This is a genomic window from Variovorax sp. P1_H12_2 (assembly GCF_056405335.1).
This window is the reverse complement of the sequence record NZ_JBFUCI010000016.1, coordinates 1-16,684: the sequence shown is the minus strand read 5'-3', so window position 1 is coordinate 16,684 and position 16,684 is coordinate 1. Positions and strand designations below refer to the sequence as shown.

The 16,684-nt window shown below is 68.1% G+C and carries 18 protein-coding genes; 12 read left to right on the top strand and 6 right to left on the bottom strand.

Features of this window, described 5'->3' with window-relative positions:
- The first annotated feature begins 146 nt into the window (after window positions 1-146).
- Window positions 147-1,085, top strand: a complete 939-nt coding sequence (locus AC1D2K_RS03445) for a histone deacetylase family protein (RefSeq protein WP_478086334.1) — start codon at window positions 147-149, stop codon at window positions 1,083-1,085.
- Entirely contained in the window at window positions 1,082-1,516 is a 435-nt protein-coding gene (locus AC1D2K_RS03440) for an acyl-CoA thioesterase (protein ID WP_478086333.1), read from the top strand. The genes AC1D2K_RS03445 and AC1D2K_RS03440 overlap by 4 nt, the downstream gene beginning before the upstream one ends.
- A 106-nt stretch (window positions 1,517-1,622) precedes the next feature.
- On the opposite strand, the gene AC1D2K_RS03435 is transcribed toward AC1D2K_RS03440, so the two are convergent.
- A complete protein-coding gene (locus tag AC1D2K_RS03435; protein WP_478086332.1) occupies window positions 1,623-2,018 on the bottom strand; it encodes a hypothetical protein in 396 nt (131 codons plus the stop codon).
- 51 nt (window positions 2,019-2,069) lie between these two features.
- Window positions 2,070-2,303 (bottom strand): CsbD family protein, encoded by a 234-nt coding sequence (locus AC1D2K_RS03430; protein ID WP_478086330.1) that lies wholly within the window; start codon window positions 2,301-2,303, stop codon window positions 2,070-2,072.
- Window positions 2,304-2,490: 187 nt separating this feature from the next.
- On the opposite strand from AC1D2K_RS03430, the gene pncB reads away from it, so the two are divergent.
- Genes pncB through AC1D2K_RS03405 form a run of 5 tightly spaced genes read left to right on the top strand, consistent with a single transcriptional unit; the run spans window position 2,491 to window position 8,639 of the window.
- Window positions 2,491-3,708, top strand: a complete 1,218-nt coding sequence (gene pncB, locus AC1D2K_RS03425; protein ID WP_478086329.1) for a nicotinate phosphoribosyltransferase — start codon at window positions 2,491-2,493, stop codon at window positions 3,706-3,708.
- Window positions 3,705-5,135, top strand: a complete 1,431-nt coding sequence (locus AC1D2K_RS03420) for a sodium:proton antiporter (RefSeq protein WP_478086328.1) — start codon at window positions 3,705-3,707, stop codon at window positions 5,133-5,135. The genes pncB and AC1D2K_RS03420 overlap by 4 nt, the downstream gene beginning before the upstream one ends.
- 2 nt (window positions 5,136-5,137) lie before the next feature.
- Window positions 5,138-6,124: a 2-hydroxyacid dehydrogenase gene (locus AC1D2K_RS03415; protein ID WP_478086327.1), complete on the top strand. Its 987-nt coding sequence runs from the start codon at window positions 5,138-5,140 to the stop codon at window positions 6,122-6,124.
- An 8-nt stretch (window positions 6,125-6,132) separates the two neighbouring features.
- Window positions 6,133-7,479 carry a DNA recombination protein RmuC gene (locus AC1D2K_RS03410; RefSeq protein ID WP_478086359.1) on the top strand — a complete coding sequence of 449 codons (1,347 nt, stop codon included), beginning with the start codon at window positions 6,133-6,135 and terminating at the stop codon, window positions 7,477-7,479.
- The gene (locus tag AC1D2K_RS03405; RefSeq protein ID WP_478086325.1) at window positions 7,476-8,639 is read left to right on the top strand and encodes an MFS transporter; all 1,164 of its coding nucleotides are present in this window, start codon (window positions 7,476-7,478) and stop codon (window positions 8,637-8,639) included. Before AC1D2K_RS03410 ends, AC1D2K_RS03405 begins: the two co-directional genes overlap by 4 nt.
- A gap of 67 nt (window positions 8,640-8,706) precedes the next feature.
- On the opposite strand, the gene AC1D2K_RS03400 is transcribed toward AC1D2K_RS03405, so the two are convergent.
- The 3 genes from AC1D2K_RS03400 to earP all read right to left on the bottom strand — a co-directional run bounded on the left by AC1D2K_RS03400 (window position 8,707) and on the right by earP (window position 11,455).
- Window positions 8,707-9,576 carry an LOG family protein gene (locus AC1D2K_RS03400; protein ID WP_478086323.1) on the bottom strand — a complete coding sequence of 290 codons (870 nt, stop codon included), beginning with the start codon at window positions 9,574-9,576 and terminating at the stop codon, window positions 8,707-8,709.
- A gap of 128 nt (window positions 9,577-9,704) precedes the next feature.
- Complete coding sequence (efp, locus tag AC1D2K_RS03395) at window positions 9,705-10,259, bottom strand: elongation factor P (protein WP_478086321.1); 555 nt, start codon at window positions 10,257-10,259, stop codon at window positions 9,705-9,707.
- 125 nt (window positions 10,260-10,384) lie between these two features.
- Entirely contained in the window at window positions 10,385-11,455 is a 1,071-nt protein-coding gene (earP, locus tag AC1D2K_RS03390) for an elongation factor P maturation arginine rhamnosyltransferase EarP (protein ID WP_478086320.1), read from the bottom strand.
- A gap of 47 nt (window positions 11,456-11,502) precedes the next feature.
- Between earP and AC1D2K_RS03385 the strand changes: the two genes are divergently transcribed.
- The 4 genes from AC1D2K_RS03385 to AC1D2K_RS03370 all read left to right on the top strand — a co-directional run bounded on the left by AC1D2K_RS03385 (window position 11,503) and on the right by AC1D2K_RS03370 (window position 15,464).
- Window positions 11,503-11,985, top strand: a complete 483-nt coding sequence (locus AC1D2K_RS03385) for an OsmC family protein (RefSeq protein ID WP_478086319.1) — start codon at window positions 11,503-11,505, stop codon at window positions 11,983-11,985.
- Window positions 11,986-11,990: 5 nt separating this feature from the next.
- Window positions 11,991-13,955 carry an excinuclease ABC subunit UvrC gene (uvrC, locus tag AC1D2K_RS03380; protein WP_478086317.1) on the top strand — a complete coding sequence of 655 codons (1,965 nt, stop codon included), beginning with the start codon at window positions 11,991-11,993 and terminating at the stop codon, window positions 13,953-13,955.
- 70 nt (window positions 13,956-14,025) lie between these two features.
- Window positions 14,026-14,592, top strand: a complete 567-nt coding sequence (gene pgsA, locus AC1D2K_RS03375) for a CDP-diacylglycerol--glycerol-3-phosphate 3-phosphatidyltransferase (protein ID WP_478086316.1) — start codon at window positions 14,026-14,028, stop codon at window positions 14,590-14,592.
- Window positions 14,589-15,464, top strand: a complete 876-nt coding sequence (locus AC1D2K_RS03370; protein ID WP_478086315.1) for a DMT family transporter — start codon at window positions 14,589-14,591, stop codon at window positions 15,462-15,464. The genes pgsA and AC1D2K_RS03370 overlap by 4 nt, the downstream gene beginning before the upstream one ends.
- On the opposite strand, the gene AC1D2K_RS03365 is transcribed toward AC1D2K_RS03370, so the two are convergent.
- Window positions 15,454-16,389: a LysR family transcriptional regulator gene (locus AC1D2K_RS03365; protein WP_478086313.1), complete on the bottom strand. Its 936-nt coding sequence runs from the start codon at window positions 16,387-16,389 to the stop codon at window positions 15,454-15,456. The genes AC1D2K_RS03370 and AC1D2K_RS03365 overlap by 11 nt on opposite strands.
- Before the next feature lie 75 nt (window positions 16,390-16,464).
- Here AC1D2K_RS03365 and AC1D2K_RS03360 point away from each other — a divergent pair.
- On the top strand, window positions 16,465-16,684 hold a 220-nt coding region (locus tag AC1D2K_RS03360; RefSeq protein ID WP_478086312.1), incomplete at its 3' end, for an alpha/beta fold hydrolase.

The following is a 16,684-nucleotide window of genomic DNA, read 5'->3' as shown; positions in this document are numbered from 1 at the left end:
AAGGTCGGATCTCGCTTTGAGCTGCCCCTTCACTCATGTTGCGGTGCAGCATGGCCTCAAGTATAGACAGCCGCGTGATTCGAACAAGGGGTTTTTGCTGCTGTGCAGCAATTTAGAACGCGCCTTCTAAATCGTGTCCGCGGACAATGCTCCGCATGCGTGCGTTCAATTCCGGCCAGTTCGTTCTGCCCCTGCCCGCCGGCCATCGCTTCCCGATGGGGCGCTATGCCTTGCTGCGCGAACGGCTCGAGGCCCGGCTGCCCGAAGTCCGGATGATGGAGGCGCCGCGTGCCAGCGACGGCGAGCTGGCGCTGGCCCATACGCCGCAATGGATCGCGGCCATCAGCAACGGCAGCGCCGCGCCCGAGGCGATGCGCGAGATCGGCTTTCCATGGAGCGAGGCGATGGTCGAGCGCTCGCGCCGGTCGGCTGGCGCGACCATTGCCGCCTGCCGCACCGCGCTGGGAGAGGGCGTCTCGGCTAACATGGCCGGAGGCACCCATCACGCGAGCGCCGGCAAGGGCGGCGGCTTCTGCGTCTTCAACGATGCCGCAGTGGCCGCGCGGCTGATGCAGGCCGAGCAGGGACGGCGCGGGCGCTTGCCGCTCGGGGTGGCGGTGATCGACCTCGACGTGCACCAGGGCAATGGCACGGCCAGCATCTTTCGCGACGACGCCAGCGTCTTCACGCTCTCGCTGCACGGCGCGAAGAACTTTCCGTTCCGCAAGGAGGCGAGCGACCTGGATGTGGAACTGCCTGACGGCTGCGGCGACGCCGACTACCTGGCCGCGCTGGAGCAGGCGCTCGACGAGCTGGAGCGGCGCTTCACGCCCGGCCTGGTGATCTATCTGGCGGGTGCGGACCCGTTCGAGCGCGACCGGCTGGGCCGTCTCAAGCTGAGCTTCGACGGCCTGGAGGCGCGCGACCGCCGGGTCTTCGATTTCGCCTGGCAGCGCCGCATTCCGCTGGCCTTCGCCATGGCAGGCGGCTATGCCAGCGATATCTCGGAGACCGTGCAGGTGCAGCTGGGCACCTTCAGGGTGGCGCTCGAGTACTGGCGGCGCTGGCAAAATGCCGCGCCATGAGCGTTCGACCGTCCCCCCATTCCCGCAGCAGCTACCGCAGCTTTCGCAGCATCCCGACGCGCTGGGCCGACAACGACATGTACGGCCATGTCAACAACGTCGTCTACTACGCCTGGTTCGACACCGCGGTCAACTCCCTGCTGATCGAGCGCGGGGCGCTGGACATCCACCAGGGCACGACGGTCGGTTTCGTGGTGGAGACCCAGTGCAATTATTTCGCGCCGCTGGCCTTCCCGCAGGCGGTGGAGGCGGGCATCCGGGTGGCGCACGCCGGCAGTTCCAGCGTGCGCTACGAGATCGCGCTGTTCGCCGAAGGTGCGGAAACGGCCGCGGCACAGGGCCATTTCGTTCACGTCTACGTGGACCGCGCCACCCAGCGCCCGGTCAAGCTGCCGCCCGCCCTGCAGGCCGTGGTCGACGACCTGAAATAAGAACACCCCTTTCCAGGGTCCTCGCGGAACCGGCTTCGCCGGGCCGCTGAGGACGCCCCCGGAAGGGGGTGGGCGGCTACACGCAGTGAGCCAACCTGGGGGTGAATTACATCTTTTTGACTTCGGCCATGCCCTTGGCTTCGTCGGCCTTCGCCTGCTTCTCGCAAGCGTCCTTGGCATCGCCCTTCAGGTCGTCGCACTTTTCCTTGGCGACTGCGTAGGCGGCCTTCACCTTCTCTTCCGCCACGTTGCGGGCATGGGCCTTGCTGGGCTTGTATTGCTGCTCGAGCTCGGCCATGGCCACGTTTTCCTTGCCCTTGGCGTCCTTCTCGCAGACGTCCTTGGCGTTGTCCTTCAGCGTGTCGCACTGCGCCTTCGCGACCTTGTAGTCGGCCTCGATCTTCTCCTTGCCGACCTTGTATTCGTCCGAGGTCATGGCGCTGGCCTGGCCGGCGACCAGGCAGGCCGATGCGATGGCGAGCATCAGGAAATGTTTTTTCATCGGGTGTTCTCCAGAGTTAAGCATTGGGTGTGACGAGGCGGGCGTCGTCCTTCAGAGCCGCTCCGTCCAGATCTCCGAGGGGCTGCGGCCATCGCGGCTTTCCCAGTCGGCGACCTGCTTCTCGGCCTCCTCCCGGCTGATGCCGTGGCGTTCCTGGATGCGGCCCAGCAATTGGTCGCGCTTGCCGGCGATGACGTCGAAATCGTCGTCGGTCAACTTGCCCCATTGCTCCTTGACCTTGCCCTTGAACTGCTTCCAGTTGCCTTCGACGGTGTCCTTGTTCATGACGTATCTCCTTCAGTTTCAGATGGTTGCTCGCCGACCGGAGCGCTTGCTGGCCGGCGTGAGGACACTCTCGCTTGACGCCGCTGTCGCCCTGGTAGGACGCCCGGGGAAGGGACCGTAGGCACTTGCCGACGCGGCCCGTGATAATCGAACGCACACCGAAATCCGGAGACCAGCGCGCCGCACCATGATCATTCACAGCCTGCTCGATACCGACCTCTACAAGTTCACGATGATGCAGGTGGTCCTGCACCACTTTCCGGGCGCGCGGGTGGAGTACCGGTTCAAGTGCCGCAACCCCGGCATCGACCTGGCGCGCTTCGCGGTACAGATCCGCGAAGAGGTGCGGCATCTCTGCTCGCTGCAGTTTCGCGAACCCGAGCTGAGCTACCTGCGCTCGATGCGCTTCATCAAGAGCGACTTCGTCGACTTCCTCGGGCTGTTCCGCCTCAACGAGAAGTACATCGACATCGTGCCGCAGCCCTCGGGCGATCTGGAGATCAGCATCAAGGGGCCGTGGCTGCACACGATCCTGTTCGAGATCCCGGTGCTGGCGATCGTCAACGAGGTGTACTTCCGCAACACCCAGCCGCAGCCGGACCTCGCCGAAGGCCGGCGCCGGCTGGAGACCAAGATCGCCCAGCTGCAGGACGACAAGCTCGCCGACCTCAAGATCGCCGACTACGGCACCCGCCGGCGCTTCTCCAAGGACTGGCATGAAGAGGTGCTGCGCACGCTGGCCGGCCGGCTCGGCGCGGTCACCACGCCAGCGCCGCTGCACGCGATGTCGAAGCTGCCGCAGCTCGCCGGCACCAGCAACGTGCTCTACGCGATGAAGCTCGGCCTGATCCCCCTCGGCACCATGGCGCACGAGTACCTGCAGGCCTGCCAGGCCCTGGGTCCGCGGCTGCGCGACAGCCAGATCTTCGGCTTCGAGTCGTGGGCCCGGGAATACCGCGGCGACCTCGGCATCGCGCTGTCCGACGTCTACGGCATGACCGCCTTCCTGCGCGACTTCGACCTTTATTTCTGCAAGCTCTTCGACGGCGCGCGCCACGACAGCGGCGATCCCTTCCAGTGGGGCGAGCGCATGCTGGCCCACTACATCGCCAACCGGGTCGATCCGCTGACCAAGACGCTGATCTTCAGTGACGGCCTCACCGTGCCCAAGACCATCGAGCTCTACCAGCAGTTCCGCGGCCGCTGCCAGCTGGCCTTCGGCATCGGCACCAACCTGACCAACGACCTCGGCTACGAGCCGCTGCAGATCGTCATCAAGATGATCCGCTGCAACGACCAGCCGGTGGCCAAGCTCTCGGACACCCCGTCCAAGAACATGTGCGAGGACGAGCGATACCTGGCCTATCTGCGCCAGGTCTTCGAGATTGCGCAGCCCGTCGCATGAGGGCCGCACGGTTTTCCAGCCGCTGGCTGCGCCTGCTGGCGGCCGGCTCGCTGACGATGGCCTTCCCGGCGCTGGCCGCCGCCGCCGATTTCGATGGCGGCAGCCTGTCGCCGTTGTGGGGCGTGCCCTTCGCCGGCATCCTGCTGTCGATCGCGCTGCTGCCGCTGCTGGCGCCTTCGTTCTGGCACCACCACTACGGCAAGGTGTCGGCGGCCTGGTCGCTGGCCTTCCTGCTGCCCTTCGGCCTGATCCATGGCGCTCCGCAGGCCGGGGCCCAACTGGTCCATGCGCTGCTGGCCGAGTACATCCCGTTCATCATCCTGCTCGCGGCCCTGTACGCGGTGGCCGGCGGCATCCACATCCGCGGCAACCTGCGCGGCTCGGCGGGCCTGAACACCGCGATCCTCGCGATCGGCGCGGTGCTGGCGAGCCTGATGGGCACCACCGGCGCCTCGATGCTGCTGATCCGGCCGCTGATCCGCGCCAACGACAACCGCAAGCACAAGGTGCACGTGGTCGTGTTCTTCATCTTCATCGTCTCGAACGTCGGCGGCTCGCTGACGCCGCTGGGCGACCCGCCGCTGTTCCTCGGTTTCCTGAAGGGCGTCGACTTCTTCTGGACCGCGCAGAACATCCTGCCCGACACCCTGTTCGTGGTCGGCGCGCTGCTGGCGCTGTTCTATGCGCTCGACCGCTTTTACTTCCGGCATGAGGGCGTCACGCCCTTCGACCCGACGCCCGACACCCGCAGCCTCGGCTTCGACGGTGTGGTCAATTTCTGGCTGCTGGGCGGCGTGCTGTTCCTGGTGCTGCTCAGCGGGGTCTGGAAATCGCCCGTGAGCTTCGACATCCAAGGCACCGTGGTCGGGCTGCCGGGCATCGTGCGCGACGTCGGCCTGGTCGCGCTCACGCTGCTGTCGCTCAAGCTCACCGCGCCCAAGGTGCATGCCGACAACCAGTTCGGCTGGGGCCCGATGGCCGAGGTGGCCAAGCTGTTCGCGGGTATCTTCCTGACCATCGTGCCGGTGATCGCGATGCTCAAGGCCGGCCGGGACGGCCCCTTCGGCGCGATCGTCTCGGCCGTGACCCGGCCCGACGGCCAACCCGACCCGGCGATGTACTTCTGGGCCACCGGCATCCTGAGCTCCTTCCTCGACAACGCGCCGACCTACCTGGTGTTCTTCAACACCGCCGGCGGCGATCCGCAGGCGCTGATGACAACCTACGCGACGACGCTGGCGGCGATTTCCGCCGGCGCCGTCTTCATGGGCGCCAACACCTACATCGGCAACGCGCCCAACCTGATGGTCAAGGCGATCGCAGAGAGCCGCGGCGTGCGGATGCCCAGCTTCTTCGGCTACATGCTGTGGTCGGGTGCGATCCTGATTCCGCTGTTCGTCCTCACCACCCTCATCTTCTTCCGTTGACCATGACCAAAGCCAAAGTCCTCGTCGCCCGTTCGATCTTCCCCGAGACCATCGCCCGGCTCGAGGCGCATTTCGAGGTCGAGTCCAATCCCAACGATGAAGACTGGAGCCCGGCCCAGCTGATCGGGAAGCTGCAGGGCAAGCAGGGCGTGTTCACCACCGGCAGCGAGCGCATCGACGCCGCACTGCTCGCGGCCTGCCCCGAGCTCAGGATCTGCGCCAACATGGCGGTCGGCTACAACAACTTCGACCTCGACGCCATGACCGCGCGCGGCGTGCTCGGCACCAACGCGCCGGACGTGCTGACCGAGACCACGGCCGACTTCGGCTTCGCGCTCCTGATGGCGACCGCGCGGCGGATCGCCGAGAGCGAGCATTTCCTGCGCGCCGGCAAGTGGAAGAAATGGAGCTACGACATGTTCTCGGGCTCCGACATCCATGGCTCGACGCTCGGCATCATCGGCATGGGCCGGATCGGGCAGGGCATCGCGCGGCGCGGCGCCCTCGGCTTCGGCATGAAGGTGATCTACCACAACCGCTCGCGTCTCGACGCCGGGCTCGAGGCCGAATGCAAGGCCAGCTACGCGAGCAAGGAAGAACTCCTCAAGACCGCCGACCATGTCGTGCTCGTGGTGCCCTACACGCCGGCCTCGCACCACACCATCGGCGCCGCCGAGCTGGCGCTCATGAAGCCGACCGCGACGCTGATCAACGTCGCGCGCGGCGGCATCGTCGACGACGCGGCGCTCGCCGCCGCCTTGCGCGACGGCCGCATCGCCGCCGCCGGTCTCGACGTCTTCGAGGGCGAGCCCAGGGTGCACCCCGACCTGCTCACCGTGCCCAATGTCGTGCTGACGCCCCACATCGCGAGCGCGACCGTGCCGACACGGCGCGCGATGGCCGACCTGGCGGTCGACAACCTGATCGGCTTCCTGGTCGACGGCAAGCCGGTCACGCCGTTGAATCCTGCCGTGCTTGCGGGCCACTGACGCCCGTGATCGAGACCTGGATCCTGCTGGCCCTCGCGGCCCTGAATTTCATCCTCGTGCTGTGGCTGCTGCTGCGCCCGGCACCGGTTCCCGACCCCTCGGCGCTGATCGCCGCCCTGGGCGCCGGCAACGAACGCGTCGAGCGCGAACTGCGCCACGAGATCAGCGATTCCGCGCGCGGCGCGCGACAGGAAACCGCGCAGGCCTTCGCCACCTTCCAGCGGGCGCTGCTGCACCAGGGCGCGGAATCCACGCGCACGCAGAACGCGCAGATCGACGCCTTCGCGCAGCAGCTCGCGCTGCTCCAGAAGACGCTGGCCGACACCTTGAACACGCAGCTCCAGGGTTTGAGCGAGGCGAATGCGCGCCGGCTCGCCGAGGTGCGCGCGACCATGGAAACCCAGCTCGCGCAGCTGCAGCAGAGCAACACCGCCAAGCTCGACGAGATGCGCAAGACGGTCGACGAGAAGCTGCAGAGCACCCTCGAGGCCCGGCTCGGCGAGAGCTTCAAGCAGGTGGCCGACCGGCTCGAGCAGGTGCACAAGGGCCTGGGCGAGATGCAGTCTCTGGCCGTCGGCGTCGGCAGCCTGCAGCGCGTGCTGACCAACGTGAAGACCCGCGGCGTGTTCGGCGAGGTGCAGCTCGAGGCGCTGCTCGAGCAGGTGCTGACCGCCGAGCAGTACGCGCGCCAGGTCGAGACCAAGCCGCGCAGCGGCCAGCGGGTCGACTTCGCGATCCGCTTTCCGGGCCGCGGCGGCGATGGCGCGCCGGTCTGGCTGCCGATCGACGCCAAGTTCCCGCGTGACGACTACGAGCGCCTGCTCGACGCCCACGAGCGCGCCGATGGCCCCGCCGCCGAGCTGGCGGCCAAGGCGCTGGAGGCGCGCATCCGCAGCGAGGCCCGCTCGATCGCCGAGAACTACCTGGCGGCGCCGCACACCACCGATTTCGCGATCCTGTTCCTGCCGGTCGAGAGCCTCTATGCCGAAGTGCTGCGCCGGCCCGGCCTGATGGACGCCATCCAGCGCCAGCACCGTGTGACCCTGGCCGGACCGACCACGCTGCTGGCGATGCTCAACAGCCTGCACATGGGCTTTCGCACGCTGGCGCTGGAACACCAGGCCTCCGAGGTCTGGAAGGTGCTCGGGGCGGTCAAGACCGAATTCGAGCGCTACGGCGAATGGGTGGCGCGCATCAAGGAGCAGGTGGCCAAAGCCTCCGACACGCTCGACAAGGCCGACACCCGCGCCAAGCAGATGCGGCTTGCGCTGCGCAAGGTCGAGGCGCTGCCCGAGGCGCAGTCGCAGGTGCTGCTGCCTCCGACGGCCGACAGCGAGGGCGACGACCTCCCGTGAAAGGTTCCGAACTGCTGCGCGTCATCGGCGCCCAGGTGTGCCTGCATGCCACGATGGCGGGCATGCGTCTCGCCACACCGCTGCTGGCGTTGCAACAGGGGCACAGCGCGGCCGCGGTCGGCGTGCTGATCGCGCTGTTCGCGCTGACCCAGGTGTTCCTGGCCCTGCCGGCGGGGCGCTTCGCCGACCGGCACGGGTTCAAGCGGCCGCTGTGGCTGTCGGTCCTCGCGGCGTCGGCCGGTGCCGGGCTGGTGGTGGTCTTCCCGGTGTTTCCGGTCATGTGCCTCGCCGCCTTGCTGACCGGCGGCGCCACCGGCGCGACGGTCATCGCGCTGCAGCGGCACGTGGGACGCTCCGCCACCAACGCCACGCAGCTCAAGCGCGTGTTCAGCTGGCTGGCGATCGCGCCCGCGGTGGCCAACTTCGTCGGGCCTTTCCTGGCCGGCATGCTGATCGACCACGCCGGCCGCGCACCGGCGGACCTGCTGGCCTACCGGGTGTCGTTCGCGGTCATGGCGGCCCTGCCGCTCATCTGCTGGATGCTCGCGCGCGGCGCGCACGAGCCGCCGCGGACCGCCCCGGCGGCGGGTGCCGCGCAGACCCGCGCGTGGGACCTGCTGCGCGAACCGATGTTCCGCCGCCTGCTGTTCGTCAACTGGCTGCAGTCGTCGAGCTGGGATGTCCACGCCTTCGTGCTGCCGGTGCTGGGCCACGAGCGGGGCATCAGCGCTTCGGTGATCGGCTCCATCCTCGGCGCCTTCGCCATCGCGGCGGCCGCCATCCGCGTGGTGCTGCCCCTGATCGCCTCGCGGGCGTCGGAGCGCAGCGTGATCCTGAGCTCCACGGTGGTCACGGCGCTGGTGTTTGCGGTCTATCCGTTGCTCGACTCGGCCCTGACCATGGGCCTGTGCTCGGTGATCCTCGGCTTCGCGCTCGGGGCGGTGCAGCCGATGGTGATGAGCATGCTGCACCAGATCACGCCGCATGCGCGGCATGGCGAGGCGCTGGGCCTGCGGCTGATGACCATCAATGCATCGAGCGTGGCGATGCCGATGCTGTTCGGCTCGCTCGGCGCCCTGATCGGGATCGCAGGGGTGTTCTGGGTGGTGGGAGGCGTGCTCGCCCTCGGGGCGCGTGCGACCTGGGGCTTGAAGGTCTGAAGCGTCGATGGCGGGGCTGGCGCAGCAGGCGCTTCGCCCCGAAGACGACCGGGCCTGAGCGCCCCGGTCAGAGCTTGTAGAAGCGCTTGATGGTGTCCCAGGCGTCGGCGGGTGCGTCGACGTACTCGATCAGCTTCACGTCGTTGGGCGAGATCACGCCTTCCTCGGCGAGAAACTCGAAGTTGATCAGCTGCTTCCAGTAGTCCGAGCCGAAAAGCACGATCGGCACCGGCTTGGCCTTGCGGGTCTGGACCAGCGTGATGACCTCGAACAGTTCGTCCAGCGTGCCGAAGCCGCCCGGAAAGGCCACCAGCGCCTTCGCCCGCATCATGAAATGCATCTTGCGGATCGCGAAATAGTGGAACTTGAAGCTCAGCGCCGGCGTCACGTAGGGGTTGGCTTCCTCTTCCATCGGCAGCGCGATCGCCAGCCCGACCGAGATCCCGCCGCCTTCGTAGGCGCCGCGATTGGCCGCCTGCATGATGCCGGGGCCGCCGCCGGTGCAGACGAAGAGCTTGTCCTCCGGGTCGCAGTCATTGCTGTATTGGGCCACCAGCTTGCCGAAGGCGCGCGCCTTMTCGTAGTAGTGCGAGCTGCGTGCCAGCTTGCGCCAGCGTTCCGCGGCCACGCTGTCGCCGGCGGCATCGGCCTGTGCGATCAGTGCGCCCGACTCCTCCTCGCTGCGAAAGCGCGCGCTGCCGAAGACCACCACCGTGTTCTCGATGCCGTGGGCGCGCATCTCGATGTCGGGTTTCATGAGCTCGAGCTGCATGCGCAGGCCGCGGGTCTCGCGGCGCAGCAGGAACTCGGGGTCGGCGAACGCCAGCCGCGAGGGGTCGGTATGCAGCGGCAACCCCTTGTCCGCGTGGGACTGCAGGGTGGCCCAGGCGTCGGCGAGCCGCTTGTCGTGAAGGTCGTGTGTGCTGTTGTTGTCCATGGTCGTGCAGGCAAAAGCGGGTTCTGGATTGTGCGCGTTGCAGGTTTCGGGCCTGGGGAAGGTCACGCGGACGGCCACACGCAAAAAAGGCTCCCGCGGGAGCCTTTTCTTTCGTGAGTGGCGGCCATTCAGACGCGCTTGCGGTATTCGCCCGTGCGGGTGTCGATCTCGATCCGGTCGCCCTGGGCGACGAACAGCGGCACGCCGATATCGAAGCCCGTGGAAATCTTGGCCGGCTTCATGACCTTGCCCGAGGTGTCGCCCTTGACGGCCGGCTCGGTCCAGGTGATTTCGCGCTCGACGCTGGTCGGCAGTTCGACCGAGATCGCCTTGCCGTCGTAGAACACCACTTCGACCGGCATGCCGTCCTCGAGGTAGTTGAGCGAGTCGCCCATGTTCTCGGCTTCGACTTCGTACTGGTTGTACTCGGTGTCCATGCAGACGTACATCGGGTCGGCGAAGTAGGAGTAGGTGCACTCCTTCTTGTCGAGCACGATCTGGTCGATCTTGTCGTCGGCCTTGAAGACCACTTCGGTGTTGAAGTTGGCGATCAGGCTCTTGAGCTTCATGCGCACGGTGGCGGAATTGCGGCCGCCGCGGCTGTATTCGGTCTTGAGGACGACCATCGGGTCCTTGCCGTGCATGATCACGTTGCCGGCGCGGATTTCTTGAGCGATTTTCATAAACAGGGGTCTCTGGATGTAAGAAGCCGCTCGTTGCACATGCACCGCGGCGGGTTCAGCGGAAGCTGCGACTGACGAAGCCAGCGAAGCTGACTCGGCGCCGGAATTCCGCAAAGCTCGCAATTTTAGCTTTTTTGGGCGATGAAACGCTGCAGGCGGGTCAAAAGGTCCTCTTGCCCGAGCAGGCGAGAGCGCGCCGCCAGGCTCGCCGATGCCCAGGATCCAAGGGTCGCCCGGTCCAGAACCGGCAGTTCGCCGTCGCCGATGCCGCTCCAGAGATGGTGGAATCCGCGCAGCGAAGGGGGCGCCTCCAGCCAGTCCAGGAAGGCATCGAGCTTGCTGTGGTGGGCATCGTCGTCCTGCGGATAGATCTGCCAGACGAAAGGGGCGCCGGCCCAGAGCGCGCGCACCAGCGAGTCCTCGCCGCGGACGAAATTGAGGTCGCAGGCCCAGAGCAGGCGGTCGAAGTCCGGCTGCGGCAGGGCGGGCAGCCAGGTGATGGAGAGGGCGCCGCGCCGGGCCGGGCCGGGCGGCAGCGCGGCGCTGGCGCGCCCGGCGGTCACCAGCAGCCGGGTCGGTTCGGCCGCACTTTCGAACTGCGCCAGCAGCGCATCGAGCGCCGGCGGCTCGTAGCAGAACAACGAAACCAGCCGCTCGCCTTGCCAGGCGATGCCCTGGCGCTGCAGCCAGGCGGCGCGGTCGAAGCGCTCGCGCTGCGCCAGCAGGCCCGGTTCGCGCAGCACCCCGCCCGTGCGCCCGGTGAAGCCCGGATAGTAGAAGTGCTTGGTCAGGCCGGCGCCGGGTTCCCGGAACACGGGCGAGGGGAGGCCGTGCAGCCGCTCGACATAAGGCTCGGCCGAGAGGTATTCCAGATTGATCCAGCGGCGGCTGGCGCCATCCTGTCGCCTTTGTTCGGCGAACCGGGCGATGGCTTCGGGTGCCGGATCGCAGCCGAAGGCCTCGATCAGCACGTCGGGCGCCGGGGCCGCGGCGGCCGCCTGCGCGGCGCCGGCCGGCGTCCACGGGACGACCGCGACGCCCTCGCAGCCGCCGGGCGCCATCCACGCCAGGGCCGCCGGGTCGTCGATCCACAGCCGAACCGTGTCGCCTTGCCCGGCCAGGGCGGCCGCGAGGCGCCAGCAGACGCCGACGTCGCCATGGTTGTCGATCACCTTGCAAAAAATATCCCAGCGCATCGCGGGATACTCTACAGCCCCTCATGAAGACACCGGAGACAGCGCCCATGGCACATCACTCGGCCGACATCCTCTGGCTCCGCGGCGGCCAGGATTTCGTCGGCAACCGATACAGCCGCCGCCACACGATCCGCTTCGACGGCGGCGCCGAGTGGGTCGGATCTTCCTCGCCGCATGTGGTGCCGGTGCCGCTCTCGGACCCCTCCGGGGTCGATCCCGAGGAGGCTTTCGTCGCCTCGCTGTCGAGCTGCCACATGCTGTGGTTCCTGTCGATCGCGGCGTCCCGCGGCTTCTGTGTCGAGCGCTATGCCGACAGCGCCAGCGGCCGGATGGGCCACACGGCCGACGGCAAGATCGCGATGACCGTCGTCACCCTGCATCCGGAGGTGCAGTTCTCGGGCGACTCCCTGCCGTCGCGGGAGCAGCACGAGGCGATGCATCACTCGGCGCACGACCAGTGCTTCATCGCCAACTTGGTCAAGACCGATGTCCGCTGCGAGCCGGTGCTGGTGGCCGCCGCGCCACAATGAGGGCGATGTCAGAGACCCGACCCGCGCATTCCGACCAGCTCCTCAGCGAAGTGGCGGCATTGCCGCAGTTGCCTGGCGTCTACCGCTATTTCGACGCCGCGGGCGCGGTGCTCTACGTGGGCAAGGCGCGCAATCTCCGGAAGCGGGTGGCGAACTACTTCCAGAAGAGCCACGGCGGCACGCGAATCGGCCACATGATCTCGAAGATCGTCCGCATGGAGACCACCGTGGTGCGCTCCGAGGCCGAGGCGCTGCTGCTCGAGAACAACCTGATCAAGTCGCTCAAGCCGCGCTACAACATCCTGTTTCGCGACGACAAGAGCTACCCGTATCTCAAGATCGCCTCCCACGCCTTTCCGCGCCTGGCCTACTACCGCGGCGCGGTCGACCGCAAGGATCGCTACTTCGGCCCCTACCCGAGCGCCTGGGCCGTGAAGGAATCGATCCAGCTGCTGCAGAAGGTCTTCAAGCTGCGCACCTGCGAGGACACGGTCTATGCTAACCGCACCCGGCCCTGCCTGCTCTACCAGATCAAGCGCTGCACCGCGCCCTGCGTGGGCCACATCGGGCCCGAGGCCTACGCCCAGGACGTGGCCAATGCCGAAGCCTTCCTGATGGGCGACACGCAGGCCGTGCTGACCCAGCTCGAGGCGCGCATGATGGCCCATGCCGAGAAGCTCGAATTCGAGCAGGCGGCCGAACTGCGCAACCAGATGTCGGCACTGTCGCGGGTGCTGCACCAGCAGTCGATCGAGATCGCCTCGGACAAGGATGTCGACATCCTGGCGGTCAAGGTGCAGGGCGGCCGCGCCTGCGTGAACCTCGCCATGGTGCGCGGCGGCCGGCACCTGGGGGATCGGGCCTACTTCCCGGTGCATGTGGAGGATGCGGCGCAGATGCAGCACGCCGAAGCCGAGGGCGACGACGGCCCGCCGCCGGCCGATGCGGTGGAAGTGCAGGTGCTCGAAGCCTTCATCGCCCAGCACTACATCGACGTGCCGGTGCCAGCCACGCTGGTGCTCAGCGAGCTCGTGAGCCGCGAACTGATCGAGGCCGTGTCGCAGCAGTCCGGCACCCGCATCACGGCGGTGTTCCATCCGCGCGAGCAGCGCCGGCTGTGGCTCGAGATGGCGTGCAAGAACGCCGGGCTCCAGCTCGCCCGCCTGCTCGCGGAAGAGGGTTCGCAGCAGGCGCGCACGCGCGCGCTGGTGGATGCGCTCGAGCTGGCCCCCGACGACCTCGACAACTTCCGCGTCGAATGCTTCGACATCTCGCACACCGCGGGCGAGGCGACCCAGGCCTCGTGCGTGGTGTTCGAGCATCACGCGATGCAGAACCGCGAGTACCGGCGCTACAACATCGAGGGCATCACGCCGGGCGACGACTATGCGGCGATGCGCCAGGTGCTGCACCGCCGCTACGGCAAGCTGGCCGAGGCGATGGCGGCCGAGACCGATTCGCCGACGGCCGGCGACGCGGACGGCGCGGGCTCCGACCCCAAGCCGGGCACTCGCTCGGCCCGCATGCCCGAACTGGTGCTGGTCGATGGCGGCAAGGGCCAGGTGTCGATGGCGCGCGAGGTGTTCGGCGAACTGGGCTTGCCGCTGTCGCTCATCGTCGGGGTCGAGAAGGGCGAGGGCCGCAAGGTCGGCCTCGAGGAGCTGGTGTTCGCCGACGGCCGCGAGAAGGTCTACCTCGGCCGCGATTCGGCCGCCCTGATGCTGGTGGCGCAGATTCGCGACGAGGCCCACCGCTTCGCGATCACCGGCATGCGCGCCAAGCGGGCCAAGGTGCGGGTCGGCGGCAGCCAGCTCGAGGACATCCCGGGCATCGGCCCCAAGCGGCGCGCGCGCCTGCTGCAGCGTTTCGGCGGCATTCGCGGCGTGGCGGCGGCGAGCGTGGAGGACATCGCCTCGGTCGACGGCATCGCCTTCGACCTGGCCGAGGAGATCTATCGCGCCCTCCATTGAATTCGGCCGGCGGCAGCGAAGTGAGCCAACCTGGGGGGAGAGCTTCATCCGTCATGACACAATCGCCGCCATGTTCTGGACCTTGCCGACGATCATGACCTGGACGCRCATCGTCGCGATTCCCTTGATCGTGGGCGTGTTCTACCTGCCTTTGGCCGAGCCGATGCGCAACCTGATCGCCACGGTGATGTTCATCRTCTTCGCGGCCACCGACTGGCTCGACGGCTTCCTGGCGCGCCGCCTGAAGCAGACCTCGGCCTTCGGCGCCTTTCTCGATCCGGTGGCCGACAAGTTCCTGGTCTGCGCCTCGCTGCTGGTGCTGGTCCACCTGAACCGCGCCGATGTCTTCGTGGCGTTGATCATCATCGGCCGCGAGATCGCGATCTCGGCGCTGCGCGAATGGATGGCGCAGATCGGTGCCAGCAAGAGCGTCGCGGTCCACATGGTCGGCAAGGTCAAGACCGTGGTGCAGATGGTGGCGATCCCGTTCCTGCTCTTCGACGGCGTCCTGTTCGGCGCGATCGACACCGGCACATGGGGCCAGTGGCTGATCTGGATCTCGGCCGTGCTCACGGTCTGGTCGATGGTCTATTACCTGCAAAAGGCGATTCCCGAGATCCGGGCCCGCGCCAAATGACCGCCGCGGCCCGGTCGGCGGGCTGGCTGCGGGCGATGCCGGCGGTCTTCGTGCTCATCTGGAGCACCGGCTTCATCGTGGCGCGCTACGGCATGCCCTACGCCCCGCCGCTCAAGTTCCTCGCGGTGCGCTTTGCGCTCTCGGTGGTCTGCTTCCTGGTCTGGGTCCGGTGGGCGCGTGTCGCCTGGCCGCGCGATCGCGCGCAGTGGGCGCACCTGGCCGTGACCGGCGTGCTGATGCAGGCCGGCTATCTCGGTGGCGTCTGGGCGGCCGTGCGCGCCGGCATGGGTTCGGGCCTGGCCGCGCTGCTGGTCAGCATCCAGCCCGTGCTCACGGCGATCTGGCTGTCGATGCGCGGCGGCACCGTCACGCGCTCGCAGTGGGCCGGCCTCTTCCTCGGTTTCGCGGGGCTGGTGATGGTGGTCTCGCGCAAGCTGGGGCAGGGCGGGGAGGTCAATGCGCTGACCATGGCGCTGGCGCTCGCGGCGCTGTTCTCGATCACCGCCGGCACCCTGTACCAGAAGCGCTTTCTCGCGCCCTGCGATGTCCGCAGCGCGAGCGCGATCCAGCTCGGCGCCGCCTTGCTCGCGACCTTGCCCCTGGCCGCGCTGGAGGTCGACCCGATCCAGTGGAACCTGGCCTCCGGCGGTGCGATGGCGTGGTCGGTGCTGGCCCTGTCGCTGGGCGGCAGCTCGCTGCTCTACATGCTGATCCAGCGCGGCACGGCCACCGCGGTCACCAGCCTTCTGTACCTGGTGCCGCCGTGCACCGCCGTGATGGCCTGGCTGCTGTTCTCGGAGCCGATCACGGCCTTGACGCTGGCGGGCATCGCGATCACCGCGGTCGGCGTCAGCCTGGTCGTCAGGCGCTAGCTTCTTTCCAGGGTTCGCCCCTGAACCGCTCGACCAGGAAGTCGATCAGGAGCCGGACGCGGCGCGGGGTCTTCGGACGCCAGGGCGCGACCCACTGGATGTCCGCATCCGGCATCGCGAACGGCGGCAGCACGCGCACCAGTTCGCCCGTTGCGAGCTGCGGTGCGATGTCCCAGAGGCTGCGCAGCATGATGCCGTGGCCGGCCAGGCACCAATCGCGCACCATCTCGCCCGAATTGCTCGCGAGCGGGCCGCGCACCCGCACCCGAGCCGTCGCACCATCCCTGGCGTGGCGCAGGGTCCAGAGCGCGAACTCGCGCTCGTTGCCCTCGCTGTTCTCGCGCGCGACCAGGCAGTCGTGCCGTGCCAGCGCGGCGACATCCACCGGTGTGCCGCGGCGCGCGAGGTAGTCCGGGCTCGCCGCCAGCACGCGCTGGTTGCGGGCGATGCGCCGCGTGACCCAGTCGCCGGCGCGGCGATGCTGCGGGGCCCACAGCCAGACCGCGCCGTCATAGCCATCGGCACCCAGGTCCGGCAGCTTTTCGGCCAGCGTCARCTGGATCTCCAGGCCGGGGTGCTGTTGGTTGAAGTGCGCCAGCGCCGGGCCGAGCCAGCGCCGGCCGAAGCCGAAGGTGCCGACCAGCCGCACCGTGCCCACCAGATCGCGCTGCCGCTCGCCGAGTTCGTTCTCGAGGGCGGCGAAGCCTTCGAGCAGGCCCTTGGCGTGCTGGCACACGGCTTCGCCTTCCGCGGTGACGCTGAGCCGGCGCGTGGTGCGCTCGAACAGCCGCTGGCCCAGCCGTGCCTCCAGCGCACCGAGCCGCTTGGTCACGACCGAGGGCACGACGTCCAGCGCCTGGGCGGCGCCGGCCAGGCTGCCGCGGTTGCGGACCGCCAGCACGAGTTCCAGGTCACTGCGTTCCATTCCTGCCATTCGGGAAATTATCAATTGGCTGATTGTTGCTTGCCGCTGCATGCCGCGCAACGCACAATCGTTCGCATGTTCGACGCCTTCTCCCCCTTCGACCTGTCGCGCGACGGCGTGCGCCTGCACGGCCGCATCGGCGGCAGCGGGGCGCCCCTGCTGCTGCTGCACGGCCATCCGCAGACCCATGCGAACTGGCACCGCGTGGCGCCTCGGCTGGCCGAACAATTCACGGTCGTCCTGCTCGACCTGCGAGGCTACGGCGATTCGGGCCGGCCGCCGGCGGACCCGGCCC